The organism is Nocardia sp. NPDC004340 (assembly GCF_053602575.1).
The window spans coordinates 547,848-573,854 of the sequence record NZ_JBSGDW010000001.1; the positions used below are offsets into that span (position 1 = coordinate 547,848).

Below are 26,007 nucleotides of genomic sequence, written 5' to 3' on the forward strand. Positions count from 1 at the left end.
TGCATGCCAGGCACTGTACCAGAGATCCCTTTTCGTGCGTGTGGCGTACGCCACGGCCGCTGGGATGGGCGTCCCACCTGATGGGATGCGCATCTCGGCGCCGGACGGCGCCGGGTCAGTGCAGGATGTAATGCAGGATCACGTCGTGCACGTGCCGCGTCTTGTCGTCGCCGCGGAACTCCACCTCGTAGGTGTGGTGCCCGGTGCTGATGGCGATGTGCCCCGACGAGAAGAACTGGCCCGCGAACGACTTGTTGGTCAGGATGCTCACGCTCGAGATCCGCGCGTAGGGGATGGACGTGATCGCGATCTTCTTACCCACGAACGAGTTGTCCTGGATGACGACCCGCCGGTCGGTGAGCCCCAGGAATCCGGTGCCCACCCCGATGGCGTCGTACACGGCGAGGATCTGCTCGCCCTGCATCAACCCCTGCCGGATCTTGTCGAGTTGATCCTGTCGATCGAATGGAATGCTCACCAACCCCGCCTTTCGGCTCAGCGATGCTCCCGGATTTCGGTTCAGCGGCGCACGAACGGATAACTGACCTTGGTCAGCTGCTCGGACAGCTCCCACAGCCGCCGCGCGGTCACCTCGTCCTTGGAGGCCGCGCTGGACGGGCTGGGCCCGGGGTAGCCGCGCATGCCGCGCAGCCCGGTGGGCCCGTAGAAGCCGCCCGGCTCGACCTCGGCGGTGGCGGCGAACAGCGTTGGCAGCGCGCCCATCTCGGCGCTCTGCGCGAACAGCCGGTTGCCGATCGACATCAGGGTGTCGTAGATCGACTCGGTGTGCCCCTGCAGGTCGGTGGCGGCATAGCCGGGGTGCGCGGCCACCGACAGCTTCGCCGATCCGGCGGCGGTCAGGCGGCGCTGCAGTTCCCGCGCGAACATCAGGTTGGCGAGCTTGGACTGGCCGTAGGCGGCCCAGCGCTGATAGCTGCGCCGCTCCCAGTCCAGGTCCTCGAGATCGATGCGGCCGATGGCGTGCATGCCCGAGGACAGCGTGACCACCCGGTCGCGGATCTTGTCCAGCAGCAGCCCGGTCAGCGCGAAATGGCCGAGATGGTTTGTGCCGATCTGCATTTCGAAGCCCTCGGCGGTGCGCTTGAGCGGCACCGCCATCACGCCCGCGTTGTTGATCAGCACGTCCGCGCCGTCGACCGAGTCGGCGAACTCGTGCACCGAGGCGAGGTCGGCCAGGTCCAGGCGGCGCACCTGGGCGTTCGGGCCGATCCGATCGGCCACCGCTCTCGCCTTCACCTCATTGCGGCACGCCATGATCACCTTCGCGCCCGCGCCGGCGAGCGCTCGCGCGGTGGCCGCGCCCAGCCCGCTGTTGGCCCCGGTGACGATGAAGGTCCGGCCCGCTTGATCGGGGATGTCGGAGATGTCCCAGCCGCTCACGGGGTCGAGTCTAGGTGCGCGGAGGCGCGCACGTCCGATGTCGGCGTGAACCGTTCCCGGACGCGGGATTTGCCGACCGTCCCGGGCGGTGGCCGAGCGCGGCGTGTCCGTGTCCGATTAATCCCATTTGACCTGGGTGAGCGGTAGCGTCCGCGACCATGGACACCCTGATACTCGCGGGTTTGCTGGGCATTCTGGCTTGCGGCTGACATGGTGACCGACATCGGCACCGAGCCCGTCGAGACCGCGCGCGGCGGTGGCTTCGCCGGGCCTCGGGCTCGTGATCGTCGTCAACCTGATCGCGACCTTACTTCCTGGAAGGGTTCCACCCGGTGCTGCCCGACGATCCGTCCTGCTACCGGCTGCTGCACGATCTCGGCGTCCTGAAGGACGGCCGCACGCGCACTGAGAGACCTGCCGTGGATCCCCGCGCCCTCCGGCAAGGGCGCGGGGATCACGCTCTTCAGGACAGGGCGAGCACCTCGTCGTCGGACATGGCGGCCACCTCCAGGTAGAGGCGGGCCACGCCGTCGAGCCGACCGGTGGCGCCGGCGCGGCGTTCCCGCTCCAGCAGCCGCGTGGTCAGCCCCTCGACCGTGCGGGCTGCGAAGAAGTCGGCGACCACGGTGTCCGGGGAGTCCAGCCAGTCCCGCACGCGGGCGATGACCGCGGTGGCCAGCACCGAATCGCCGCCCAGGGCGAAGAAGTCGTCGGTCACGCCGACGGTCTCGCGGCCCAGCACCGACGCGATGATATCGGCCACGGCGCGCTCGACATCGGTTCGGGGCGCGACGAATTCGCCCGCCCGCTCGCCCTCGGCCAGCAGCCCGGCGATGGCCTTGCGGTCCGGTTTGCCGTTCGAGGTGAAGGGCAGCTCGGCGAGCGTCTCCACCCGATCCGGAATCATGTAGGCGGGCAACAGATTCGCGGCCGCCGCCAACAGCACCGGGACGTCCAGCGCGACGCCGTCGTCGGCCACCAGGACGGCGGCCAGCTTCGGCGCGGCCGCGCCCACCACGGCGGCGATGGCGTGCCGCACGCCCGGCAGGCCGCGCAGCGCGCTCTCCACCTCGCCGAGTTCCACCCGGTAGCCGCGGATCTTGACCTGATGGTCGGCGCGGCCCAGGAATTCCAGGCAGCCGTCGGGCAGGTAGCGGGCCAGATCGCCGGTGCGATACCAGTTCAGGCCGTCATGGGTGACGAACCGGTCGGCGGTGCGCTCCGGATCCCCGCGATACCCGGCGGCCACACCCTCGCCGCCGATCCACAGTTCACCCGTCACCCAGTCCGGGCAGTCCTGACCGGACGGGCCGACCACCCGGCAGCGCACATTGCGCAGCGGGGTGCCGTACGGGACGGCCGACCACTCCGCCGGCACCTCGGCGTTCACGACCTCGCGGATCGTGGAGTGGATGGCCGTCTCGGTGGCCCCGCCCAGCCCCGCGAACCGGCAGCCGGGAGCCACCGCGGCGAGGCGGCCCGGCAGCGCCACATCGACCCAGTCGCCGCCCAGGATCACCATGCGCAGACTGTCCACAGGTTTCCCGGCCGCGGCCTCCAGCGTCATGTCCAGCAGGCTGGGGACGCAGTTCAGCACCGACACCCGGTGGCGGCGGATGAGTTCCACCCAGCGGCCCGGCTCCGCGCGCTGTCCCTCATCCAGCGCGATCACCGCGCCTCCGGCGCTCAGCAGACCGAAGATGTCGTAGACGGACAGGTCGAATTCGAGCGCCGACAGGGCCAATGCCCGGTCATCCACACCGATCCCGAAGCGTTCGTTCAGGTCGTCGATGGTGTTCATGGCCGCCCGGTGCGGCACCTCCACACCCTTCGGCCGCCCGGTGGAGCCGGAGGTGAACAACACGTAGGCGATGGCCTCCGGATCCGGGATCACGGCCTGCGCCAACGGCTCCGGGTACTCCCGCGCCGCGCGCAACGCCACGGTCGGCAGCCCGGGCACCTCGCCACCGGCGGTCACCGCCGCGACGACCGCACCGGTGCGCAGGATCTCGGCGCGCCGCCGGTCGGGCTGATCGAAACCGATCGGCACGTACACGGCTCCGGCGGCCAGCACGCCGACCGTAGCCAGGATCTGATCCGGGCCCTTCGGCAACTGCACGGCGACCGCGTCGCCCGGCCGGACGCCCACCGCCCGCAGCGCGCCCGCCACCGCGAGCGCCTGCGCGGCCAGCTCGCGATAGGTGAGAACACTTGTGACAGCGCCCGATTCGCGGCCGTCCGCCGTTGCGGCGACCCCGCCCGGCACATCGACGCGGTCGGACTCCCAGACGATCGCGGGAGCGTCCGGGTTCGCGGCGGCGTTGTCGAACAGGCCGCTGTGCAGGGCGCGGCCGCTGACCGCGCCGTCGGTGGCGTTCACCTGGGCGCGAACCACCGCCTGCTCCACGGGAATTCGCACCGCGGCCTCGGCGTCCCACCCCGCGCCGCCGAAACCGGCGGCGGCGGGTGCGGCGTCGGCATCGGCGTCCGGCCCGGGCTCGTCACTGCCCGCCAGGCGCAGGACGGCGTCGATGTAGCGGGTGAACATGGTCTCGACCATGGCCGGCGGGAAGGCGTCGGAGCGGACGTCCCAGTTCAGCAGCAGGCCGCCGCGAACCTCGGTGACCTGCGCGTCGAGCAGCACCTGCGGACCCTGCGAGATGATCCAGACCGGGTCGCCGAAGGTGTCGGTGACCTGGTCGGCGAACAGTTCGCCCAGGTTGATGGCGCTGGTGTAGACGATCGGGGCCAGCACCGGCTCGGCGCGCAGGCGGCCCAGATCGCGCAACACCTCCAGGCCGGAGTAGCCGGAATGCGCCCCGGCGGCGTGCAATTCGCGCTGCAGCGCCCGGGCGCGCTCGGTGACGGTAGCCGGCTCGGTGACATCCACCTCCAGCAACACCGAGGAGGTGAAGTCGCCGACCACGCCGTCCACCTGCGGATGCACCGGCTCCCGGTGGAACAGCGGCAGATTCAGCAGGAACCGGCGCTGCGCCGACCAGCCGCCGATGCTCTCGGCGAACACCGAGGCCAAGGCCATGGCCGGGGTGATGCCGCGGGCGTGCGCCGCGGCGAACATGCGGCCCTTGGCCTCCGGCGACAGCCAGCGGTGCAACCGCACGGTCCGCGCCGCCCGCTCCCCCGGCTCCGCCACCGCGGTCTCGGCGGCGCGCGGCAGTTCCGGCGCGCCCGGCAGCTCGGGCAGGCGGGCCTGCCACCACGCGCGGTCGGCGGCGTGTTCCGGTGCGGGACCGGCGTGTTCGGCCAGGTACTCGCGGAAGGTGTAGTCCTGCGGCGACAGCTGCTCACCGTGGTACAGGCGCGCCAGGTCCGCGACCAGGATGCGGTAGCTCATGGCGTCGGCCGCGAGCATGTCCACGTCCAGGTGCAGCCGGGTGCGGCCCGCCGGCAGCAGGGTCAGCGCGATATCGACGACCTGGCCGTCCTCGACCGCCATCAGCTGGTGGGTCCGGCGGTCCCGCAGCTCCTCCAGCGCCCGTTCCGCCGCCTCGGGCGTGGCGTCGCGCAGGTCGGTGACGCTCCAGACGTCCCGGCCGGGGCGTTCCAGGGTCTGCTGGGTGCCGTCGGGCAGGAACCGGGTGCGCAGCATCGGATGCCGCCGCACCAGCGCCTCGACGGCGGTGCCCAAGCGGGCGGGATCGACACCGGCCCCGTCGAATTCGACGTAGAGGTGGGCGGCGACCGCGCCGAGTTGCTGGCTGTCGGACCGCCCGATCCAGTACGCGTGCTGCATGGGCGCGAGCGCGAACGGGGCGCCGTCGTCGACGCCGGTGGCGAGGCCATCGGCCGCCGCGGCGGGCTCGCCGCTCGGCTCCTGAGCCGAATCGGTCTGCGCGGCCTCGTGATTCGTCTCCGCCGCGCTCTCCTCGCCGGTCCCGCCCAGCAGGCCGTGCCAGGCGGCGACCGTGGGCTCGGCGGCGAGCTGGGCGAAGTTCACGGCCAGACCGCGCTTGCGCCAGGCGCCCGCGAGTTTCATGGTGCGGATGGAGTCGAGGCCGAGCTGGATGAGGTCGTCGTGGTCGGCGATGTCGGCCGGTTCGAGACCGAGGTGTCCCGCGATGGCGGCGCGGATCTCGTCCCGGGCGATGTTCGCCGACGGCCCCTGGGGTGACTCCATTCCGCTGGTACTCCTTGTTCGACGGGATCGGTGGGCAGAAGCGTAACCCATTGAGATAGGGTTGCCTAACCTATGCAAGGACACCCTTACCAGCAAGAGGTCAGAGCCGTGACAACGACCGCACCCGCCGCCGCGGGCCACCGCGACGGATTCGTCGCCTTCCCCGCCGACCTCGCCGAGCGGTACCGGCGCGAGGGCTACTGGGCGGGCCGCCCGCTCGGGGAACTCCTGCGCGACGCCGCCCGGCAGTGGCCCACGCGACCCGCGCTGCTGAGCGACGAGTCCGGCCGCGCCCCGGCCACCTACGCCGACCTCGACCGCGCCGCCGACCGGATGGCGCACGGCCTCCTGAAGCTCGGCATCCGGTCCGGCGACCGCGTGGTGGTCCAGCTGCCCAACACCCCCGCGTTCCTGCCGCTGCTGTTCGGCCTGCTGCGCGCCGGGATCATCCCGGTGCTCACCCTGCCCGCGCACCGCCGCGCCGAAATCGAGCACCTGGCCCGGCTTTCCGGCGCGGTCGCCTACGTCGCGGCCGACCGGCTCGGCGACTTCGACTACCGCGCCCTGGCCGCCGAGGTCCGCCCACAGCTCCCGGACCTGCGCCACATCCTGATCCTCGGCGATCCCGGGCCGTTCACCGACCTGGATTCGATTCCCGCCGACGGTGATTCGCTGCCCGAGGTGGACGCCTCCGACATCGCGCTCATGCTGGTGTCCGGCGGCACCACCGGGCTGCCCAAGCTGATCGCCCGCACCCACGACGACTACGTCTACAACGCCACCGCCAGCGCCGCGGTCTGCGAACTCGGCCCCGACGACGTCTACCTCGCGACCCTGCCCGTCGCCCACAACTTCCCGCTCGCCTGCCCCGGCGTGCTCGGCACCGTCGCCACCGGCGGGGCCATGGCCTTCGTCACCGACCCCAGCCCGGAGAGCGCGTTCGCCGCCATCGAACGTCACCGGGTGACCGTCACCGCCGTGGTGCCGCCGCTGGCCCAATTGTGGTGCGCGGCAGTCGAATGGGAGGACGCCGACCTGTCCTCGCTGCGGCTGCTCCAGGTCGGCGGCGCGAAACTGGCCGAGGTGAACGCCCGCGAGGTCACCCCCGCCCTGGACTGCCGCCTGCAGCAGGTGTTCGGCATGGCCGAGGGCCTGCTCAACTACACCCGCGCCGAGGATTCCGACGACCTGGTGTGCACCACCCAGGGCCGCCCGCTCGCGCCCGCCGACGAGGTGCGGGTGGTGGACGAGCACGGCCGGGACGTCGCCGACGGCGAGGAGGGCGAACTGCTCACCCGCGGCCCCTACACGCTGCGCGGCTACTACCGCGCCCCCGAGCACAATGCCCGCGCCTTCACCCCCGACGGCTTCTACCGCAGCGGCGACCTGGTGCGCCGCCTGCCCAGCGGCCACCTGATCGTGTCCGGCCGGATCAAGGACGTGATCAACCGCGGCGGCGAGAACATCTCCTGCGACGAACTCGAGGAGCACCTGCTCGCCTACCCGGGTGTCCGGCACGCGGCCGCCGTGGGCCTGCCCGACGCGGCCCTGGGTGAGAAGGTCGGCGTGTTCCTGGTGACCGAGGGTGAGCTGCCGTCCCTGGCCGCCGTCAAAACCTTCCTCACCGAGCGGGGCCTGGCCACCTACAAACTCCCGGATGTGTTGCGGCAGACCGATTCCCTGCCCGTGACGGCGGTCGGCAAGATCGACAAGAAGGCCCTCGCCGCGCGCTGAGAGCCGTTCCGTCATAGAGTTCTCCTATGGGTGGGTGGAACGAATCGGATATTCCTGACCAGAGTGGCCGGATCGTCATCGTCACCGGAGCGACCAGCGGCCTGGGCGAGGCCACCGCGCGCGCCCTGGCCGCCGCCGGAGCGCGCGTGATCATGGCCTGCCGCAACGAGATCAAGGCGCGGACGGTGGCCGCCACCATGCCCGGGGACGTGCACATCCGCGCCCTCGATCTGGCCGACCTGGCCTCCGTGCGCGCCTTCGCCGACACCGTCGAGCGGGCCGACGTGCTCATCAACAACGCGGGCGTGATGGCGGTGCCCCAGCGGGCCACCGCCGACGGCTTCGAATTGCAGATCGGCACCAACTATCTCGGCCACTTCGCGCTGACCGGCCTACTGCTGGACCGGATCTCGGAGCGTGTGGTCAACACCTCCAGCCTCACCCACCTGATCGGGCGCATCGACCTGGAGGACCTGAACTGGGAGCGGCGCGCCTACTCCCGGTTCGGCGCGTACGCGCAATCCAAGCTCGCCACGCTGCTGTTCACCTACGAACTCCAGCGGCGGCTCACGGTCACCGGATCGGCCAAGCTGGCGGTCGCCGCGCACCCCGGCTACGCCGCCACCGAGATCAGCTCCGAGACCCAGAACGTGCTCGAACAGCTGGTCGGCCTCGGCAACCGGCTGATCGCGCAGAACGCCGCCATGGGCGCGCTGCCGACCCTGTACGCGGCCACCGCCGACGTCGAACCCGGCGCCTACTACGGGCCGGACCGATTCAACTGGCGCGGCCACCCGACCCGGGTCGGCTCGAATGCCGCCTCCCACGACGAGAAAACCGCCCGGCAGCTCTGGGAGCTGTCCGAGCGGTTGACGGATGTCGAATTCCCGATCTGAATCTCGGATATCCGGTTCCGGGATCAGGCTCGCACCACGTACGGCGCGACGCTGCCCAGCTTCTCGCAGGTCTCCTCGAACTCCCGCTCCGGCCGCGACTGCCCGACCACGCCCGCGCCCGCGCGCAGCCACGCGCCGGCGCCCGACTGGTAGACCGCGCGCAGCACCAGCGTCGCCTCCAGCGCGCCGTCGGGGGAAACCGTCACCACCGCACCGGAATACAGGCCGCGCGGATCGTGGTCGAGACGGAACACCGCGTCCACCCCCTCGGCCTTGGGGATGCCGGAGGCGGTGACGGACGGGAACAGCATCTCCAGCGCGTCCCACGGGCTGCGGTCGGCGGCCAGCCGTCCGCGCACGGTGGAGGCCAGGTGCTGCACGCTGCCGCGCTCGCGGACGGCCATGAAGTCGGAGACCGCGGTGGTGTCCGGCTCGGCGACCGCGGCGATCTCGGCGAAGGAGGTCTGCACCGAGATGGCGTGCTCGACGATCTCCTTCGGGTCGCGCACCAGGTCGGCGCGGGCGGCCAGATCGATGTCGTCGCCGCGGCCGAAGGCGCGGGTCCCGGCCAGCGGCTCGGTGGTGACCACCCGGTCGCGGTCCACGGCCGCGACCAGTTCCGGGCTGAAGCCCGCGGCTTCCAGGCCGCCCAGGCGCAGCAGGAACGAGCGCGCCGGGGTGTTGTTCGCACGGCCCAGGCGGTAGGTGGCGGGGATGTTGACCGCGAAGGGCAGATCGACCTTCCGGGACAGAATCACCTTCTGGTACTTGCCGTCCCGGATCTCGGCCACGCCCGCGGCGACCCGGTCCTGATAGCCGGTCGGGTCCGGGGTGACGTCCACGGGGTGCGCGACGGGCAGCGCGGTGTCCTGGGCGGCGGCGATCAGCTCGTGGATGTCGCCGGTCTCGGCGGGCGTCGCGCCCGACACCCGCACGCCGGTGGCGTCGATGCGGACCTCGATGCGCGGAATCATCAAGTGCGCCAGGGTGGCCCGCGGGTGCACGTGCTCGGTCGCGCCCAGCGACCAGGCGCAGAACTCGAAGCCGATCCAGCCGAAGGCGTTGCGGCCCTCCAGGGGCAGTCCGGCCAGCGCGCGGTCCAGGGCCTGCGCCGGATTGCCCGACCACGGTCCCGCGGTGGTCCGTCCGTCCCAGCTCACCCGCAGTTCGCCCGCGTCCAGCTCGACGCCGCCCAGCGGGTCGGCGGCGAAGACCCATTCGCCGGGCCGTTCGTAGACCACGTACTCACCGAAGCGATCCGCCGCCGCCAGCGCGGTGACGGCCGCGACCGGATCGGTGACGTACTCTCCCCACCGCTGCTCCCCCTCGAGCCGTACCCGTTCGTCAGCGACCGACACCAGACCTCCAAGGTTATGCTTACCTAACTCGTGAGTGAGGTTAGCATTACCTTTCCCTTTGCGGGGAGGCCCGCGTCGCGACGTCCGTCACCACCGCCGCGCAACACGGCGAAACCCCGGGTCGGACCGGTGAATTGCCCGACCTCCCGTCCCATCGCCCCGGTTTGGGCTTCAATGGATCGCAGCGGCTCATGCGGAGGGAACGAAGATGCTCGATCACGACAGCCGGCTCCCCGAAGCCGCGCTCACCGCCCCGCAATCCGTGGTCGCCCTGGTCGACGCCGCCTCCCGGGTGGAACGCGAACTCATCGGGGGCTGGCTCGCCGAAGGCGGCATCACCCAGGAGTTCGGCACCTCCGCCCCCGTCACCCAGATCGACCTCGACCCCGCCGCCGTCACCGACCGCCTCGTCGGACGCGCCGACGACCCGCTGGTGGTGCCGGTCCGCGTGCTGTGGCTGCCACCCGAACGAGACGGCGTGCGCCGCACCACCTTCAGCGACCTGCTGTCCCTGTCCAACCCGCGCAAACCGCACCGTCTCATGCAGCGGCGGCTCGTCGGCAAGGCGCCCGACCGGCACCTGATCCTCACCGGGCAGCCCGCCCGGCTCAGCGAGCTGCGCGCCAACAACCCCGGATCCGCCATCGTGCCCGACGCTTTCGGGCGGGCCATCGTGCGCGCGGGCATCGTCGCGCTGGAACGCGCCGAGCGTGCCGTCATCGGCGACCGGTACAAGGTGCCGCGACTGGTGGTCGAGGAGATCCTGGACTCCCCCGAATTCCTGCGCCGACTCGACGTCATCGCCCTGGAATCCGGACTCCCCCCACGCGAGGTCTACCGCCGTGCCGAGCGAGGCCTGCGCGAACTCGTCGCCGCCCAGAGCCGCCTCGTCTCCGACCTGTTCACCCAGGCCATGCGGCCCGTGCACGCCTCCACCTGGAACGTCGACGCCGACGAGACCGGACTCGACCGGTTGCGCTCGCTCAACCGGCGCTATCCGCTGGTCTTCCTGCCCTCGCACCGCTCCTATGTGGACGCCTTCGTGCTCGGGGACATCCTGGCGCGCAACGACTTCCCGCCCAACCACGTGGTCGGCGGCGCCAACCTCAAGTTCTGGCCGATCGGTCCCATCGCCCGGCGCACCGGAACCGTGTTCATCCGCCGCAGTTTCGGCGACGACGAGGTCTACAAGGCCGTCGTCGAGGAGTACTTCGCCTACCTGCTCACCAAACGCTTCAACCTGGAGTGGTACTTCGAGGGCGGGCGCACCCGCACCGGGAAACTCCGGCCCCCGCGCTACGGACTGCTGAACTACCTTGCGGCGGCGCTGCGTTCGAAACGCATCGACGACGTCATGCTGGTGCCGGTCTCCATCACCTACGAACGACTCAACGAGATCGGGGCCATCGCCGACGAACAGACCGGCGGCCGCAAACAACCCGAGGGCCTCACCTGGCTGGCCCGCTACGTCCGCAACCAGCAGCACTCCGCCGGGCACGTGTACGTGCGCTTCGGCACCCCGCTCTCGGCCCGCGACCGCCTGGCCGCCAACGGGGATCCGCTGACCGGACACCAGGATCCGGGCACCGAGCAGGCCGTCGAACGCGAACAGCTGGCCGTGCAACGGCTCGCCTTCGAGGTCGCCGTCGGCATCAACGAGGTCACCCCGATCACCGTCAACGCCCTCACCACCCTGGTGCTGCTCGGCGTCCACGAACGCGCGCTGACCCGGCCCGAACTCCGCAACGCCATCGCCCCCGTGCTCGGCTACATCGAGAGCCGCGGCCTGCCGACCGGCGAACTCGACACGCTGCGCGACGATCACGGGCTCGCCGTGGTCCTCGAACAGCTGGCCGTCGCCACCGTCGTCACCGTGTACCGGGCCGGACTGGAACCGGTGTACGCCATCAACGCGGGCGCGCACCTGGAGGCCGCGTTCTACCGCAACAGCGCCGTGCACTGGTTCGTCAACCGCGCCATCCTCGAGCTCGCCGTCCTCACCGGCGTCGAAGCCCCCGAAGGCGACCAGCTGCGCGCCGGATGGGACGCCGCCTACCGGCTGCGCGACCTGCTCAAGTTCGAGTTCTTCTTCCCCGAACGAGCCGAATTCACCAGCCAGCTCACCGCGGAGATGCTGCGCGTGGACCCCGAATGGCATCACCGCACCGCCGCGGGCACCCTCGGCTCCGAGATCCTGGCCCGGCTCGCCGACTCCGGCTTCATGATGGCCCACCGCGTCCTGCGCTCCTTCTTCGACGCGCAACTGGTGGTGGCTGAACGGCTCGCCGCCCGCGACCCGGTCGACCCCGTCGACCGCAAGGCCCTCATCGACGAATGCCTCCAGGTCGGCAAACAGATGCTGCTGCAACAACGGCTGCACAGCCCCGAATCGGTGTCCTCGGAATTGTTCGGCAGCGCGGTCAAACTCGCCGACAACCACGGCTTGCTCACCCCCGCCGGCGATCCGGCCGACCTGGCCGCCCGGCGCAGCGCCCTCGCCGCCGAACTGCGCGCCATCGGGCAGCGCATCACCCGGGCCGCCACCCTCGACCCCTCCAACCGGATGGAAGCGCTGTGACCCACCGGGTCCGGGGCCGCGCGGCGGGACGCACCACCCCGACCCTGCGGCCCGGCGTCGGCGTCACCCAGCGGCCCATCGGCGCACAGGATCTCGCCACCGCCCTCGAAGCCGTGCGCACCGGACCACAGGGCCCGCAGGTCGCCGCCGTCTTCGACTTCGGCGGCACCGTCGTGCACGGCTTCAACCCGCCCCCGCTCGCCCGCCGCCTGCTGCGCCGCGGCAGCGCCCGCGGCGCACTCACCGCCAGCCTGCTCGGCAGCATCCGCGGCGCCCGCAGCGAAGGCGAATACGAACGCTTCCTGCAATCGGCCATGTACGACTGGGCCGGGGTACCCGAAGCCGACCTGATCGACCTCGGACGGCAGGTGTTCACGCGCAATGTGTACGGGCACATCTACCCCGAGGCCTGGCGGCTGGTCCGCGAACACGAGGCCGCCGGGCACACCCTGGTCCTGATCAGCTCGATCAGCCGCTACCAGGTGGAACCAGTCGCCGCCGAACTCGGCATCCCGCACGTGCTGAGCACCGTCATGGCCGTGCAGGACGGCGTGCTCACCGGGCACGTGGAGGGAAAGACGCTGTGGCGCAACGGCAAGGCCGACGCCGTGCGCCGCTTCGCCATCACCCACGACATCGATCTCACCCGCAGCTGGGCCTACGCCGACAGCGCCGCCGACCTGCCGCTGCTCCAGACCGCCGGGCACCCGGTGGCCGTCAACCCGGACCCGCGGGTCGTGCTCGAGGCGGCCGAAAGGGAATGGCCGGTTCTGCATTTCCGGCCCCGGCAGGCCCCCAAGGCCACCGACTACGCCCGCACCCTGGCCGGATTCACGGGTTTGCTGGGCGGCGCGCTGTTCGGCGTGGCCGCCAAGGCGCACACGAAACAGCGCCGCCAGATGGCGGATTCGATGATGACCCACGCCGCCGACTCGACCCTGCGCGGCACCCGGGTCAAAGTACGGGTGACCGGCGCCGAACATGCCCGCGCGCCCCGGCCGGCGGTGTTCATCTTCAACCACCAGAGCCAGTTCGACATCGTGGTGCTGGCCGAGGTGCTGGGTACCGGATTCACCGGCATCGCCAAACGCGAGATCACCAAGAACCCGGTCTTCGGGCCCCTCATGCGGTTCGTGGAGGTCACCTTCATCGACCGCGCCGACACCAAGGCCGCGAAGGCCGCGCTGGAACCTGTGGTCGAAACGCTGCGCGGCGGACTGTCGGTGGTGATCGCCCCCGAGGGCACCCGCTCGCTCACCCCGCGGGTCGGCGCCTTCAAGAAGGGCGCGTTCCACATCGCCATGCAGGCGGGCGTGCCGATCATCCCCGTCGTGATCCGCAATGCGGGCGAGATCGCCTGGCGCAACTCCGCGATCGTCCGCAAGGGCGTGGTGGACGTGGACGTCCTACCGCCGATCGATGTCAGCGGCTGGGACCCGGCCCGCCTGGATACGGAAGTGGAGCAGGTCCGACAGTTGTTCGTCGACACCCTGCTCCACTGGCCCGAAACTTAGACAGCCCGCCCGAACAGCAGCTTCCACGGCATGGCCGCGGACTCGAGCTGCACCTTGAGGCTCATCTTCGAGGCGCCCTTGGTGCGCTCCTCGAAGCGGATCGGCACCTCGGCGATGGAGATGCCCTTCTTGACGGTGCGGTAGTTCATCTCGACCTGGAACGAGTAACCGTTCGACTTGATCGAGGCCACGTCGATGGCGCGCAGCGTGTCGGCCTTCCACGCCTTGAACCCGGCCGTGGCGTCCTTCACGCCCAGGCGCAGGATCAGGTTGACGTAGAAGTTGGCCCAGGCGGAGAGCGCCTTGCGGTACCACTTCCACTCCTCGGCGGTGGAACCGCCGGGGACGTACCGGGATCCGAGCACCACGCCGGCGTCGGTGGTCTTCAGCTTGTCGAGCATGGCGGGAATGACCTCGGCCGGGTGCGACAGGTCGGCGTCCATCTGGATCACCACGTCGGCGCCGTCGTCGAGCGCCTTGGTGATGCCGGCGATGTAGGCGCGGCCCAGGCCGTCCTTCTCCGTCCGGTGCAGCACGCTGACCACGTTCGGCAGATCGGCGGCCAGCTTGTCCGCGACCTCGCCGGTGCCGTCGGGTGAATTGTCGTCCACCACCAGCACATGCAGGTCCTCCACCGGCAGTGCGGTCAGCCGCTCCACCGCAACGGGCAGGTTCTCCCGCTCGTTGTAGGTCGGCACCACCACGGTGACCTTCAAGGTACGCCCTCCCGATCGGTCGTCTTCTCGCTACGAAACCGTACCTGGTCCACCTGAGTGCCTCGTGATCGCACCATGTAGGCGCGTCACCCCCGTCACCCCGGCGTCAGTCGTCCTCTTGGTCGGCACGCCGATTTCGCTCTCGCACAATATCCAACGCCCGCTCGGCTGTCGCCTGATCCGGATAAGGGCCCATCCGGTCACCGACCCAGCAGGACTTCCCCTGCTCCGCCTTGTGATGGGAGATGCAGTAATACCACTGGTTGTCCTCGGCCATGCCATCCAGCATTCCACCAAGATCAGCCCCTCAGGTGAGAACACGCGAAGAACCCCGGGAACGCCGGAAGCCCCCGTCCGATGGACGGGGGCTTCCAGAGCTGGTGGCCAGAGCCGGGATTGAACCGGCGACCTTCCGCTTTTCAGGCGGACGCTCGTACCAACTGAGCTACCTGGCCGAAAGGCACCCGATTCGAATGCCAAGCTTCGTGCGCTTCTTGCTATCGCAAAAAGATCTTGCGACCCTGACGGGACTCGAACCCGCGACCTCCGCCGTGACAGGGCGGCGCGCTAACCAACTGCGCCACAGGGCCTTGCTACTTGCTCCGACAACGATGTCACCATCGTTGTACCCCCTACGGGATTCGAACCCGCGCTACCGCCTTGAAAGGGCGGCGTCCTAGGCCGCTAGACGAAGGGGGCCCGCCGGATTTCTCCGGACCGTTTGCTCAACGGCTTCCGTTGGGAGCGGAGATAGCTTATGACAGGCTCCGCGTGATTCCCAAATCAGCTGGTCAGAGTCCCAAGTTGAGATCTTCGAGCCGGGCTGACACCCGCCAGCCCACGCGGCGGAACTCCTCGGCCCACTCCGGTGTCGCGGTGGCGTCGACGATCACCTCGAGCGCCTCGGCGAACCGGGCTCGCAGATCGGCCGGACCGGTGAGCACGTCGGCGATGTAGCGCTGGCCCGCGAGGGCCGCCGCCAGGGTGCGGGTGAACCGGTCCGGGTCCGAATCCGGGCGCAGCTGTTTGTGCTCCGCGGCCCGGACCGCGAGCTGCCGGATGGCGCGCCCGAGGATGCGGCCGCCGCCGGCCTGGATGTCGCGATAGAACTCCGGCTCGATGATGAGCCGGAACTCGGCCTGGATGATGATGTCGTTCTCCAGCCGCAATGCGATCTCGTCGATCATGCCGTGCAGCACGTCGAGTGGACCGAGATCGGTTCGGGTGAGCCACCTTTCGGTCGATGCCCGGTAGCGGTCGACCGCCGCTTCCAGCACCGCGCGCGCCAAGTCCTCCTTGGAGTCGAAGTGAAAGTACATGGCCCCCTTGGTCGCCCGGGAACCTTCCAATATGCGGTTGAGCGATGCAGCGGCATAGCCGCTCTTCCCGAACTCAACGGCGGCGGACCTGATGATCGCCGCGCGTGTCCGGCGGGCCCGCTCTTGCTGCCGTGCCATGCTCGAAACGCCTCCGAAGCTAGCTAACCGTCGCCGACCGCGGTACGGCCTCGACGCGAAGTTACGTGTCTTTCAAATACTTCAAATCGGGCTACGCCCGGAATTACCAAACTTTTGGTACGAAAAAGCGCGAGAAACTTGAAACACACCAACTGGTATAGGTTTTCCCGCCCGGTGTGCCCCGGAGGTGCGTATCCGGGCGTTCACGTCGTCCTGGTCCGCCTCCCCGCAGCTTCATCTGTTGGAGCCGCGATCGGATGGGCCGGTCGCGACACGTTCGGGCACATCAACGATAGGCCGAATCCCGTGCCGCCGGGGCAATCCCAGCTCCTCGGGAATTCACCAGTCGGTCACCGTACCCGGAAAGCGCACCCAGCGTGACGTGTACCGGAAAGTCAGTTAGCCAGCACACCTCCTTTCGAAAACCGCAATTCCCCAGCAATCGTATGGACGATTGGTTCGAAACGACGAATTCGCCCATATCTCATCGGAGTTCGCACCGGTGATCATGGAAACACGCGCCGACGCCGCCCGGCCCGCGGTACCGCCGAGCCGCCACCCCCGCGCTCGGACCGGACCGGGCCGGTCGCTTCCCCCCACCCAAAAAGCTTGCCACGCATCACCATTGGATGATATTCACACTCCATGGCCACGAAACAAACTGAGTGGCAAGGCGATTGCCGGGGCCGCCCGAGCCCGGGATCGACGCGAGCCCGCGAGAGCGCGAAGGGTCGCCCGGACGCGTCCGGGCACGACGGGACCACACCGTCCCCTCACCCCGCCCACACTCCGCGCCGACCCCCGTGGCACCCCGGCTCTGCCCCGTCGCGGTGACGCACCGACCGGTCCGCACCCTCACAGCGCCACATCGTCCCTCCCCCGCGCCGCCGCGGCTCCCCGAGCCTCGGCGATAGGCACGGCCGGTCACACCATCGGCACAACCCGTCACGCCCCTCACGCCGTCCGAGCGCCCCTCCCCGACCCGCCGCACGCCCGAGGCCACCACCATGACCTGCGCAAATACCGTCTGCCAGAGCACAATCGGATACTCGTTTAACACTTGCGGGCCCCGCCCATTAAACTGACGTCCCGCACGCCCCTATAGCTCAGTTGGTAGAGCTACGGACTTTTAATCCGCAGGTCCCAGGTTCGAGCCCTGGTGGGGGCACAGCCGTGCGAGGGCCCGGAACACCCGTTCCGGGCCCTCGCCACATCCGCGAATCTGTGGCAATCTGTCCGGTTTTCACCTACCGTGACCCCGGTAGGGCTTTTCCCCGGGAATCCATCACCACAGGCGGAGTTCATGACTTCCTTCGATGACCTGCTCTCTCGAGTTCCTATCGCCCAGATCGCCGAACAGCTCGGCGTCGACGAGGCCACCGCCAAGACCGCGGTCGACGCGGCCGTGCCCGTCCTGCTCGGCGGTTTCCAGGCACAGGCCGGCAACCCCGAGGTCGGTCTGAATCTGGAGAACGAGGTCGCCAACCAGCCGCTCGGTCTGCTGGACGGCGGCGTCGACATGAGTCAGGTGGATGTCTCCAACGGCAGCCAGATCGTCGACCAGACGTTCGGCGCCGAGAAGAACACCGTGATCAACGCGCTCGGAAATGTCGGCGGCAGCAACATCAGCCAGGACCTGATGGGCAAGCTGCTCCCGATGCTCGCGCCGATCGTGCTGGCCTACCTCGGCAAGAAGGTGCTCGGCGGCGGAGCGGCCGCCCAGCCCAGCGCGGCCGGCGCCGGCGGCCTCGGCGACATCCTCGGCAGCCTGCTCGGCGGGGCCACCAGCGGCCAGGGCGGCGCGGGCGGGCTGGGCGATATCCTCGGCAAGGCCATGGGCCAGAACGCCGGTGGCGTCCTCGGCAGCGTGCTGGGCGGTCTGCTCGGGAAGAAGTGATCTCGCAGCCATTGCTGATGCACGGCTAACGAAGCGCGGCCCACAGCGATAGACCCCCTAACGCTGTGGGCCGCGCTTCTTATGACATCCCTCACCAACCTCGCAATGGCGCACAGATGAGTTTCACATCACCCTACGGTCACGTAAGGTATGGGCCGCGGCGGCAGGCCGGCGAGGGTACGACAGCACGACGCATGACACGAAGGGCATATGTATGGCAAAGGATCTGACTCAACTCGAGCTACTGACGGAGTTGGAGCCGGTTGCCGAGGAGAACGTCAATCGCCACCTCTCCCTGGCCAAGGAATGGCACCCGCACGATTACGTGCCGTGGGACGAAGGCCGCAACTTCGCGGCCATGGGCGGCGACGACTGGGATCCGTCGCAGTCGAAGCTGAGTGAACTGGCCAAGGCGGCCATGATCACCAACCTGCTCACCGAGGACAACCTGCCCTCCTACCACCGTGAGATCGCCGAGAACTTCTCCCAGGACGGCGCCTGGGGCACCTGGGTCGGCCGCTGGACCGCCGAGGAGAACCGCCACGGCATCGTGATGCGCGACTACCTGGTCGTCACTCGCGGCGTCGACCCGGTCGCCCTCGAGCAGGCCCGCATGATCCACATGACCAACGGGTTCGCCTCCCCCACCGAGCAACTGGAGCAGACCGGCAGCGCCGGCTTCCTGCACTCGGTGGCGTACGTGACCTTCCAGGAACTCGCCACCCGCGTCTCGCACCGCAACACCGGCCGCGTGTGCGACGACCCGATCGCCGACCGCATGCTGCAGCGCATCGCCGCCGACGAGAACCTGCACATGATCTTCTACCGCAACATGTGCGGCGCGGCCCTGGATCTCTGCCCGGACCAGGCCCTCGAGGCGATCACCATGATCCTGGAGAACTTCCAGATGCCCGGCGCCGGCATGCCCAACTTCCGCCGCAACGGCGTGCTGATGGCCAAGCACGGCATCTACGACCTGCGCCAGCACCTCGAAGAGGTGGTGAACCCGGTGCTCAAGAAGTGGCAGATCTTCGAGCGCACCGACTTCACCGCGCGCGGCGAGGAGACCCGCGAGCGTCTGGGCGTCTTCCTCGAGCAGCTCGGCAAGGACGTCGTGAAGTTCGAGGAGCAGCGCGACAAGATGCTGGCCCGCGAGGCCGCCAAGCGCGATCGGGACCTGGCCTCGGCCAACGCCTGATCCGGCTCGAATTCGGCACGGCCCCTCGGGATTCCGATCCCGGGGGGCCGTCGTCGTCTCCGGGTCAGTCGATCTCGTCGACCGCCTCCTGGAACGCCAGGCCCGCGCGCTCGAAGTAGTCGAACAGGACCTCCTGCTGCTCAGGGGTGTAGCCAAGCAGGATCTCGCCGACCTTGCGGCGTGCGGGGGCGAGCACCCGCTCGAGGTCGCCGGGGTTCGGGATCGGTTCGATGAGGACCTTGCGGCGGTCGGCGGCGTCGGGGACGCGGCGCACGTGGCCCGCCTGCTCCAGGCGGTCGATGAGGCGGGTGGTGGGCCCGGTGGTCAGTCCGGTGCGGGCGGCGAGCTCACCCGGCGTCATGGCGCCGTTCAGGTCGAGGATGTTGAGGGCGTACAGGTCGGTCGCGCCGAGTCCGACGGCCCGCGCCCCGGCCTGGGCGTGCAGCACCAGGGCGCTGAGGTAGCGGCGATAGATCGCACTGGCCCGTGCGGGGTCCGACAGCATGGGACGCCTCCGATTCAATTCTCTTCTTGAAGGAAGATACTTCTCATGAGAAGATACTTTCCAGGAGCAGCAAACACCTGAAGGGGATTGAACCATGAACGGCAACACCGATTTCGACGCCATCCACGCCCTGCTCGACCGTGTCGCCGCGGCCTGGAACGACGGCGACGGCACCGCGTACGGCCACTGCTTCACCGCCGACGCCACCGACGTCACCTTCGCCGGGACCGTCTACCACGGCGGCGCGGAGATCGGCCGGGCCCACCAGGCGCTGTTCGACTCCTTCCTGAAGGGCACCCGCATGTGGGGCGAGACCCTCGACATCCGCCGCTACGGCGCCGACACCGTCGTCGTCGTATCCGCCGGAGACGTGGGCAAGAAGCAGCCCAAGAAGCTCGGCAAGCTCGTCACCTACACCGTCGTGCGCGACACCGACGGCGAGTGGCGAATCGCCGCGATCCAGAAGACCCAGCGCAAGCCCGTCATGGAGGCGATCAGCTTCAAGTTCCAGCCCGGCACCCGGCCCGCCGCCCGCTGACGCTGTGACCGGGGGCACTCGAGTGGACGGGCGGCTCTGGCCGCGACGGCGCGGATGAGAGACTGGGAGGCGTGACTGCCTCGCTCGAAGCCCCCAAGACCGAGTTGCGAATCGGGCCCTACCCGCTCGATCCGCCGGTCGTGCTGGCCCCGATGGCGGGCATCACCAATGTCGCCTTCCGCACCCTGTGCCGCGAATTCGGCAGCGCCACATCGCTGTACGTGTGCGAGATGATCACCGCCCGCGCCATCGTCGAGCGCAACGAGAAGACCCTCAACATGATGGCCTTCGGCCCCGACGAATCGCCGCGCTCCATGCAGCTCTACGGCGTCGACCCCAAGACCCTCGGCGAGGCCGTGCGGATCATCGTCGGCGAGGGCTGGGCCGACCACATCGACATGAACCTGGGCTGCCCGGTCCGCAAGGTCACCCGCCTCGGCGGCGGCTCCGCCCTGCCCTACAAGCGGCGGCTGTTCCGCGAGATCGTGCGCGAAATGGTCTCGGCCGCAGGCGAAGTGCCGGTCACCTTCAAATTCCGCATCGGCATCGACGACGACCACACCACCTACCTCGACACCGGCCGGATCGCCGAAGAGGAAGGCGCGGCGATGGTTTCGCTGCACGCCCGCACCGCCGCCCAGCTCTACTCCGGGCAGGCCGACTGGTCGGCCATCGCGCGGCTCAAGGAGACCGTCACCACCATCCCGGTGCTCGGCAACGGCGACATCTTCAGCGCCGACGACGCCCTGCGCATGATGGCCGAGACCGGCTGCGACGGCGTCGTGGTGGGCCGCGGCTGCCTGGGACGGCCGTGGCTGTTCGGAGAACTCAGCGCGGCCCTGCGCGGCGAGCCCATTCCGGCCGGACCCTCGCTCGGCAAGGTCGGCGAGATCCTCTACCGGCACGCCGCTCTGCTCGCCGAGCACGACGGCGAGGACAAGGCGATGCGCGATATTCGCAAGCACATGGCCTGGTACCTGATGGGCTTCCCGGTCGGCTCGGCGCTGCGGCGGCAGTTCGCCACCGTGACCAGCCTGGCTCAGATCGGGGATCTGGTCGGGCAGCTGGATCCGGACGTGCCGTTCCCGGAGGACGCGCTCGGACCGCGCGGACGGCAGGGCTCCCCGCAGACGAAGGTCGCGTTGCCCGACGGCTGGCTCGACGATCCAGAGGACGCGACCGTCCCGACCGCCGCCGACGTCATGCACTCCGGCGGCTAGCGACCGCCCTGGTTCAGCCGCCTGTCGCCGCCGGCGATCCGGCACGATCCGGTCAATGTCCGGCCCAGCTCCCGGGTGCTGGGCCCAGGCCCTGGCACACTTTGCGGAACGTTCGTCCCAGCGGTCGAAGCATTCCGACAAAGCAGAAAAAACGGATCTACCTGGGTGGACACATGTTCGAGTGGTTCGCCGTGGCGAAATCGTTATCATGGCCCTCGGCATCAAGAGCAAAGTGAGGTTCGTTGGTGGGTGACGATCGGTACGGGCGTACGCCACGGCCCGGAGGTCGCGCCCCCTGGGAGCGCTACTCCGAGGACGGGGACGATCTGTCGCGCGCGGGCCGCCGCTCCCGGCACACCGACGACGCCGATTCCGCCGCCGCGCCCATCTCGGTGCAGGACCTGGTCGAACGGGTGGACAGCGAGCGCCAGACGCGCCGCCGTCCCCGCCCCGACACGGGCAAGCAGAACGCACCGGCGGCCACCAACGGCACAGCCGACCGAGAACCGGCCGCACCGGCACCCGTGCCCCCGCCGGACGGCGCACCCGCCGCCGGCGCCCGGCCCGTGGTTCCCCCGCCCGCACCGGGCACCCAGCCTCCGCCCGCCGGAAACCAGCCCGGCACGGGTTCGCAGCGCACCGTGCGCGACGACAGCCACCTCCGCCGGGTGGCGGCCGCACCGGGCACCGGCAGCGGCCGGACCGTCCGCCGCACCGACCCGACCGCCGATCTGGTCACCGACGAACTACCCCCGGTCACCGAGGCCATCCCCGCCGCCGCCCCGACCACGGCCGCGCGTGCCCGCGCCCTGCTGGGCCGCCGGGTCGCCTCGCCCGCCGACTATCCGACCACCGCGCTGCCCGCCTCCGTGGGTTCCGCGCCGGCCAAATGGGTGTCGAGCACCCAACGCCGCCGCAGCCGCCGCGCCGGTCTGGTGGCCCGCGGCGCCACCGCGATGTTCGCGGTGCTCGCGCTGCTGGTGACCGCGGGCGGCTGGAGCTATCTGCGCGCCAAGGACGGCAATTTCCAGCAGGTCGTCGCGCTCGATCCGAACAGCACCGACGTCGTCGACGCCGACGGGCAGAACGGCGACGAGAACTTCCTGATCGTGGGCACCGACACCCGGGCGGGCACCAACAGCACGCTCGGCGCGGGCAGTGTGGACGACGCCGAGGGCGCGCGCTCGGACACGGTCATGCTGGTCAACATCCCGGCCAACCGGTCCCGCGTGGTCGCGGTGTCCTTCCCCCGCGACCTGGACGTCTCCCGTCCGATCTGCGAGGGCTGGGACAACGAGAAGGCCACCTACTCCAGCCAGAAGTTCCCGGCCGCCGACGGCGACAAGCTCAATGCCACCTACGCGCTGGGCGGGCCGAAGTGCCTGACCAAGGTGATCACCAAGATGTCGGGCCTGAAGATCAACCACTTCGTCGGCATCGACTTCGCCGGATTCGAGTCCATGGTCGACGTGGTCGGCGGCGTCGAGGTGTGCACCACCAAGCCGCTGGTCGACGAGGTCCTCGGCACCGTCCTCACCACCCCGGGCAAGCAGACGGTCAATGGTTCCACCGCGCTGGACTACGTGCGCGCCCGCCACGTGTACGGCGAGGAACGCAGCGACTACGACCGGATCAACCGGCAGCAGCGCTTCCTGTCGTCCCTGCTGCGCAGCGCGCTGTCCAGCAAGGTGCTGTTCGACCCGGCCAAGCTCGACGGGTTCATCAACGCCTTCGCCAAGCACTCGTTCATGGACAGCGTCACCACCAAGGACCTGCTCACGCTGGGCCGTTCCATGCAGAAGATGCAGGCCGGGAGCATCACCTTCCTGACCGTCCCGACCGCGGGCACCACGTCGTACGGCAACGAGATCCCGCGCGAGTCGGACATCAAGGCCATCTTCCGCGCGGTCATCGACGACCAGCCGCTGCCCGGTGAGAAGAAGTCCGAGCCCCCGGCGGCCCCCGCCGGCGTGCCCGTCGCCAAACCCAAACCGGCCGCGGTGGATCCGCAGACGGTCTCGGTGCAGGTGTCCAACGGTTCCGGCCAGGGCGGCATCGCGGGCACCACCGCGACCAAGCTGGCCGCGCAGGGCTTCCAGATCTACAGCACCGGCAATTACGCCGACGGCGTCTCCGCCAAGACCAAGGTCCGCTACTCCAGCGGCCACGAGGCCGACGCCGGAACCGTGGCCAGCGCGATTCCGGGCTCGATCCTGGAACCCGCGAGCGGGCTGGGCAGCATCGTCGAGGTCGTGGTGGGGTCCGATTTCTCGGGCACCGTGAAGACCCCGACCGCCTTCGGGCAGACCCTGCCCGACACGCCGAGCGACGCGGGCGGGCCCAGTGCGGCTCCCGTCACACTGCCCTCCGACCTCGAGCATGTGAACGCCGCTGACGACCTCTGCAAGTAGGCCGGCCCCCGGACCGGTCGGAGCTGCGGCGACGTTGCCGGAACCGACCGGAACCTACGTTTAACCCACCGTTGGTGACTTGGTCAAGGTCGCGCACTAATGTCTGACTCATGCGTGTCATCTACAACGAACAAATGGCCGAGCTCGCCGATCTGCTCGGCGGCATGGCCGGGCTCGCCGGATCGGCGATGGAGCGGGCCACCGAGTCCCTGCTCACCGCCGATCTCGAGCTCGCGGAGCAGGTGATCAGCGAGTACGACCGGATCGCCGAGATGATCACCCTGGCCGAGGAGAAGGCCTTCGCGCTGCTCGCGCTACAGGCCCCGGTCGCCGGTGATTTGCGGCAGGTCGTCAGCGCCATCCAGATCGTCTCCGACGTGAACCGGATGGGCGTGCTGTCCCTGCACGTCGCCAAGATGACCCGGCGCCGCTTCCCGGCCCACGCCGTGCCGGAGGCCGTGAACAGCTACTTCGCCGAGATGGGTCGCGTCGCGGTCAAGATGGGCGCCACCGCCAAGGAGGTGCTGGAGACCCGCGATCCCGAGCGGGCCGCCAAGCTCACCGACGACGACGAGGCGATGGACGACCTGCGCAAGCACCTGTTCACGCTGATCATGGACCGCGACTGGCAGTTCGGCGTCGCGGCGGCCGTGGACGTGGCGCTGCTGGGTCGCTACTACGAGCGCTTCGCAGACCACGCCGTGGAGATCGGCCGCCGCGTCGTCTTCCTCGTCACCGGCGTGCTGCCGCCCGACCCGGATTCCGAGAAGGAATCGATCTAGTCCTCGTCGGACTCACGCCAGCCCATCAGGACCGAACGGCCCCGTTCGGGACGCCAGGGCAAGGTCGCGGCCACGATGACCGCGCATACGACCAGGGTGCCGACCGCGACGTACGACGCGGCCTCGGCGCCCTGCATGGCCGCGACCTTCATGGCGTGAATCAGATCCGCTTTCGCCGGTGCGACAAGCGGATTCACCGGGGCCTTCACGATCTCCAGGATGCTGATCGGCGTATTGCCCGCCAGCTCCTTCTGCTGCGGATTCATGATCTGCGCGGGAATCGCCGCGATCCGGCCGCCGATCCGGTCGGCGTACACCGAGGACATGATCGACCCCAGCAGGGCCACCCCGAGCGCTCCGCCCACCTCCCGCGTGGTGTCGTTGACCGCCGAGCCCGCACCGGCTTCCTCCACAGGCACCGCGCCCATGATGGATTCGGTCGCCGGACCCTGAACCACCGCGAATCCCAGGCCCATCAGGATCATGGACACCACCACCGGTCCCAGATACGGGGTGTCGACGGTGGTCCGGCCCGCGATGTACATGGCCACCGCCAGGATCAGCAGCCCCGACACCACCATGGCCGTGGTGCCCAGCCGCTGCGCCAGCAGGGTCGCGATGGGCGCGCCGAAGCCGACCGCCACCGCGAAAGGCAGTGAGTGGATGCCGAATTCGAGCGGCGACAGCTCCTTCACGCCCTGGAAGTACTGGGTGATCAGGAACAGGAAGCCGAACGCCGAGAAGTAGGACACGGTGATGGCCAGCGACGGCAGCGCGAAGCGGCGGTTGCGGAACAGGCGCATGTTCAGCACCGGCGTGGGCACGCGTAGTTCCCAGGCCACGAACGCGGCCAGCAGCGCGGCCGAGAGCAGGTAGCCCGCAAGGCTTTCGGTGGCGAACCAGCCGTGCTTGGGGGCCTCGATGATGGACCACACCAGCGCGGTCACCCCGGCCAGGGAGAGCAGGATGCCGACCCGGTCGAGCCGATCCACGTGCGGTGCACGGGATTCCGGCACGGCGGCCAGCACCGCGCCGATGGCCACCAGCGCCACCGGAACATTGATCCAGAACACCGAGTGCCAGGAGAAGTACTCGAGCAGCCAGCCGCCCACGGTCGGTCCGAGAGCGATGGCGATCCCGGCCATGGCCGTCCACAGCGCGATGGCGGCGGCGCGTTCGCGGGACTTGGTGAAGATATTGGTGAGCAGGGCCAGGGTGGCCGGGAAGACCACGGCCGCGAACACGCCCATGCCGGCGCGGGCCGCGATGACCTGGCCGAGGCCGGAGGACAGCGCGCCCGCCGCGGACATGACCGCGACGCCGCCCAGTCCGATGATCATGAACAGCCGTCGCCCGTAGCGGTCGCCGAGGTGTCCCATGGCGAGCAGCAGGCCGGAGAAGGCCAGGGTGAACGCGTCCACGATCCATTGCAGGCCGCTCATATCGGCCCGCAGCTCCACGGCCATGGACGGCAGGGCCACATTGACCAGTGTGTTGTCCAGGACCACGAGCAGTTCCGCGAGACAGATGGCGACCAGAGCCGCGATCTTCGCCCGTTGCGGCAGGTCCGCCGCGGCCCGTCCGGATTTCGGGCTCGCCGTTGAGACGGTCATCCGACACCTCCTTGTACTAAACCAATCGGTTTACCAACGAGCGTCAGACTA

19 protein-coding genes and 4 tRNA genes are annotated in these 26,007 nt (G+C 69.6%); 11 read left to right on the forward strand and 12 right to left on the reverse strand.

Annotated features, from left to right (window positions below; translation table 11 throughout):
- Window positions 1–115 precede the first annotated feature (115 nt).
- From ACWEOI_RS02245 to ACWEOI_RS02255, 3 genes are all read right to left on the reverse strand, one after another.
- Window positions 116–478, reverse strand: a complete 363-nt coding sequence (locus ACWEOI_RS02245) for a PH domain-containing protein (RefSeq protein WP_357282611.1) — start codon at window positions 476–478, stop codon at window positions 116–118.
- A gap of 41 nt (window positions 479–519) precedes the next feature.
- Window positions 520–1,401, reverse strand: coding sequence for an oxidoreductase (locus ACWEOI_RS02250; protein WP_357282613.1), 882 nt, complete (start codon window positions 1,399–1,401; stop codon window positions 520–522).
- A gap of 463 nt (window positions 1,402–1,864) precedes the next feature.
- Window positions 1,865–5,539, reverse strand: coding sequence for a non-ribosomal peptide synthetase (locus ACWEOI_RS02255; RefSeq protein ID WP_452358744.1), 3,675 nt, complete (start codon window positions 5,537–5,539; stop codon window positions 1,865–1,867).
- A 108-nt stretch (window positions 5,540–5,647) separates the two neighbouring features.
- On the opposite strand from ACWEOI_RS02255, the gene ACWEOI_RS02260 reads away from it, so the two are divergent.
- Entirely contained in the window at window positions 5,648–7,273 is a 1,626-nt protein-coding gene (locus ACWEOI_RS02260) for a (2,3-dihydroxybenzoyl)adenylate synthase (RefSeq protein ID WP_452358745.1), read from the forward strand.
- 26 nt (window positions 7,274–7,299) lie between these two features.
- Window positions 7,300–8,169, forward strand: coding sequence for an oxidoreductase (locus tag ACWEOI_RS02265; RefSeq protein ID WP_452358746.1), 870 nt, complete (start codon window positions 7,300–7,302; stop codon window positions 8,167–8,169).
- Between the two features lie 23 nt (window positions 8,170–8,192).
- On the opposite strand, the gene ACWEOI_RS02270 is transcribed toward ACWEOI_RS02265, so the two are convergent.
- Complete coding sequence (locus ACWEOI_RS02270; protein WP_452358747.1) at window positions 8,193–9,527, reverse strand: salicylate synthase; 1,335 nt, start codon at window positions 9,525–9,527, stop codon at window positions 8,193–8,195.
- Window positions 9,528–9,735: 208 nt separating this feature from the next.
- On the opposite strand from ACWEOI_RS02270, the gene ACWEOI_RS02275 reads away from it, so the two are divergent.
- Both ACWEOI_RS02275 and ACWEOI_RS02280 read left to right on the forward strand, forming a co-directional pair.
- Window positions 9,736–12,105, forward strand: coding sequence for a glycerol-3-phosphate 1-O-acyltransferase (locus ACWEOI_RS02275; RefSeq protein WP_452358748.1), 2,370 nt, complete (start codon window positions 9,736–9,738; stop codon window positions 12,103–12,105).
- Window positions 12,102–13,619, forward strand: coding sequence for an HAD-IB family hydrolase (locus ACWEOI_RS02280; protein WP_452358749.1), 1,518 nt, complete (start codon window positions 12,102–12,104; stop codon window positions 13,617–13,619). The genes ACWEOI_RS02275 and ACWEOI_RS02280 overlap by 4 nt, the downstream gene beginning before the upstream one ends.
- Here the strand turns inward: ACWEOI_RS02280 and ACWEOI_RS02285 are convergent.
- From ACWEOI_RS02285 to ACWEOI_RS02310, 6 genes are all read right to left on the reverse strand, one after another.
- The gene (locus tag ACWEOI_RS02285; protein ID WP_433673226.1) at window positions 13,616–14,317 is read right to left on the reverse strand and encodes a glycosyltransferase; all 702 of its coding nucleotides are present in this window, start codon (window positions 14,315–14,317) and stop codon (window positions 13,616–13,618) included. The genes ACWEOI_RS02280 and ACWEOI_RS02285 overlap by 4 nt on opposite strands.
- A 124-nt stretch (window positions 14,318–14,441) precedes the next feature.
- Complete coding sequence (locus ACWEOI_RS02290; protein WP_357089550.1) at window positions 14,442–14,612, reverse strand: hypothetical protein; 171 nt, start codon at window positions 14,610–14,612, stop codon at window positions 14,442–14,444.
- A 101-nt stretch (window positions 14,613–14,713) separates the two neighbouring features.
- Window positions 14,714–14,790: transfer RNA gene (locus ACWEOI_RS02295), tRNA-Phe, on the reverse strand.
- 61 nt (window positions 14,791–14,851) lie between these two features.
- Window positions 14,852–14,925: transfer RNA gene (locus ACWEOI_RS02300), tRNA-Asp, on the reverse strand.
- A gap of 36 nt (window positions 14,926–14,961) precedes the next feature.
- Window positions 14,962–15,034 (reverse strand) — tRNA-Glu (locus tag ACWEOI_RS02305).
- A 92-nt stretch (window positions 15,035–15,126) separates the two neighbouring features.
- Window positions 15,127–15,792, reverse strand: coding sequence for a TetR/AcrR family transcriptional regulator (locus tag ACWEOI_RS02310; protein ID WP_357089553.1), 666 nt, complete (start codon window positions 15,790–15,792; stop codon window positions 15,127–15,129).
- Between the two features lie 1,095 nt (window positions 15,793–16,887).
- Between ACWEOI_RS02310 and ACWEOI_RS02315 the strand changes: the two genes are divergently transcribed.
- The 3 genes from ACWEOI_RS02315 (at window position 16,888) to ACWEOI_RS02325 (ending at window position 18,887) form a co-directional block, all read left to right on the forward strand.
- A tRNA-Lys gene (locus tag ACWEOI_RS02315) sits at window positions 16,888–16,960 on the forward strand.
- Window positions 16,961–17,095: 135 nt separating this feature from the next.
- Window positions 17,096–17,689, forward strand: a complete 594-nt coding sequence (locus ACWEOI_RS02320) for a DUF937 domain-containing protein (protein ID WP_452358750.1) — start codon at window positions 17,096–17,098, stop codon at window positions 17,687–17,689.
- 214 nt (window positions 17,690–17,903) lie between these two features.
- Window positions 17,904–18,887, forward strand: a complete 984-nt coding sequence (locus tag ACWEOI_RS02325; RefSeq protein ID WP_433670389.1) for an acyl-ACP desaturase — start codon at window positions 17,904–17,906, stop codon at window positions 18,885–18,887.
- A gap of 64 nt (window positions 18,888–18,951) precedes the next feature.
- Here the strand turns inward: ACWEOI_RS02325 and ACWEOI_RS02330 are convergent, their stop codons facing one another.
- On the reverse strand, window positions 18,952–19,392 hold the full coding sequence (locus ACWEOI_RS02330) for a MarR family winged helix-turn-helix transcriptional regulator (RefSeq protein WP_357089559.1): 441 nt from the start codon (window positions 19,390–19,392) through the stop codon (window positions 18,952–18,954).
- 94 nt (window positions 19,393–19,486) lie between these two features.
- On the opposite strand from ACWEOI_RS02330, the gene ACWEOI_RS02335 reads away from it, so the two are divergent.
- From ACWEOI_RS02335 to phoU, 4 genes are all read left to right on the forward strand, one after another.
- On the forward strand, window positions 19,487–19,930 hold the full coding sequence (locus ACWEOI_RS02335) for an SgcJ/EcaC family oxidoreductase (RefSeq protein WP_433670388.1): 444 nt from the start codon (window positions 19,487–19,489) through the stop codon (window positions 19,928–19,930).
- A gap of 71 nt (window positions 19,931–20,001) precedes the next feature.
- A complete protein-coding gene (gene dusB, locus ACWEOI_RS02340) occupies window positions 20,002–21,150 on the forward strand; it encodes a tRNA dihydrouridine synthase DusB (protein WP_452358751.1) in 1,149 nt (382 codons plus the stop codon).
- Between the two features lie 245 nt (window positions 21,151–21,395).
- Complete coding sequence (locus tag ACWEOI_RS02345) at window positions 21,396–23,561, forward strand: LCP family protein (RefSeq protein ID WP_452358752.1); 2,166 nt, start codon at window positions 21,396–21,398, stop codon at window positions 23,559–23,561.
- A 110-nt stretch (window positions 23,562–23,671) separates the two neighbouring features.
- Window positions 23,672–24,343: a phosphate signaling complex protein PhoU gene (phoU, locus tag ACWEOI_RS02350; RefSeq protein ID WP_357089567.1), complete on the forward strand. Its 672-nt coding sequence runs from the start codon at window positions 23,672–23,674 to the stop codon at window positions 24,341–24,343.
- Here the strand turns inward: phoU and ACWEOI_RS02355 are convergent.
- Window positions 24,340–25,956, reverse strand: a complete 1,617-nt coding sequence (locus tag ACWEOI_RS02355; RefSeq protein WP_433670381.1) for a DHA2 family efflux MFS transporter permease subunit — start codon at window positions 25,954–25,956, stop codon at window positions 24,340–24,342. The two genes, phoU and ACWEOI_RS02355, sit on opposite strands and share 4 nt — an antisense overlap.
- Window positions 25,957–26,007 lie beyond the last annotated feature (51 nt).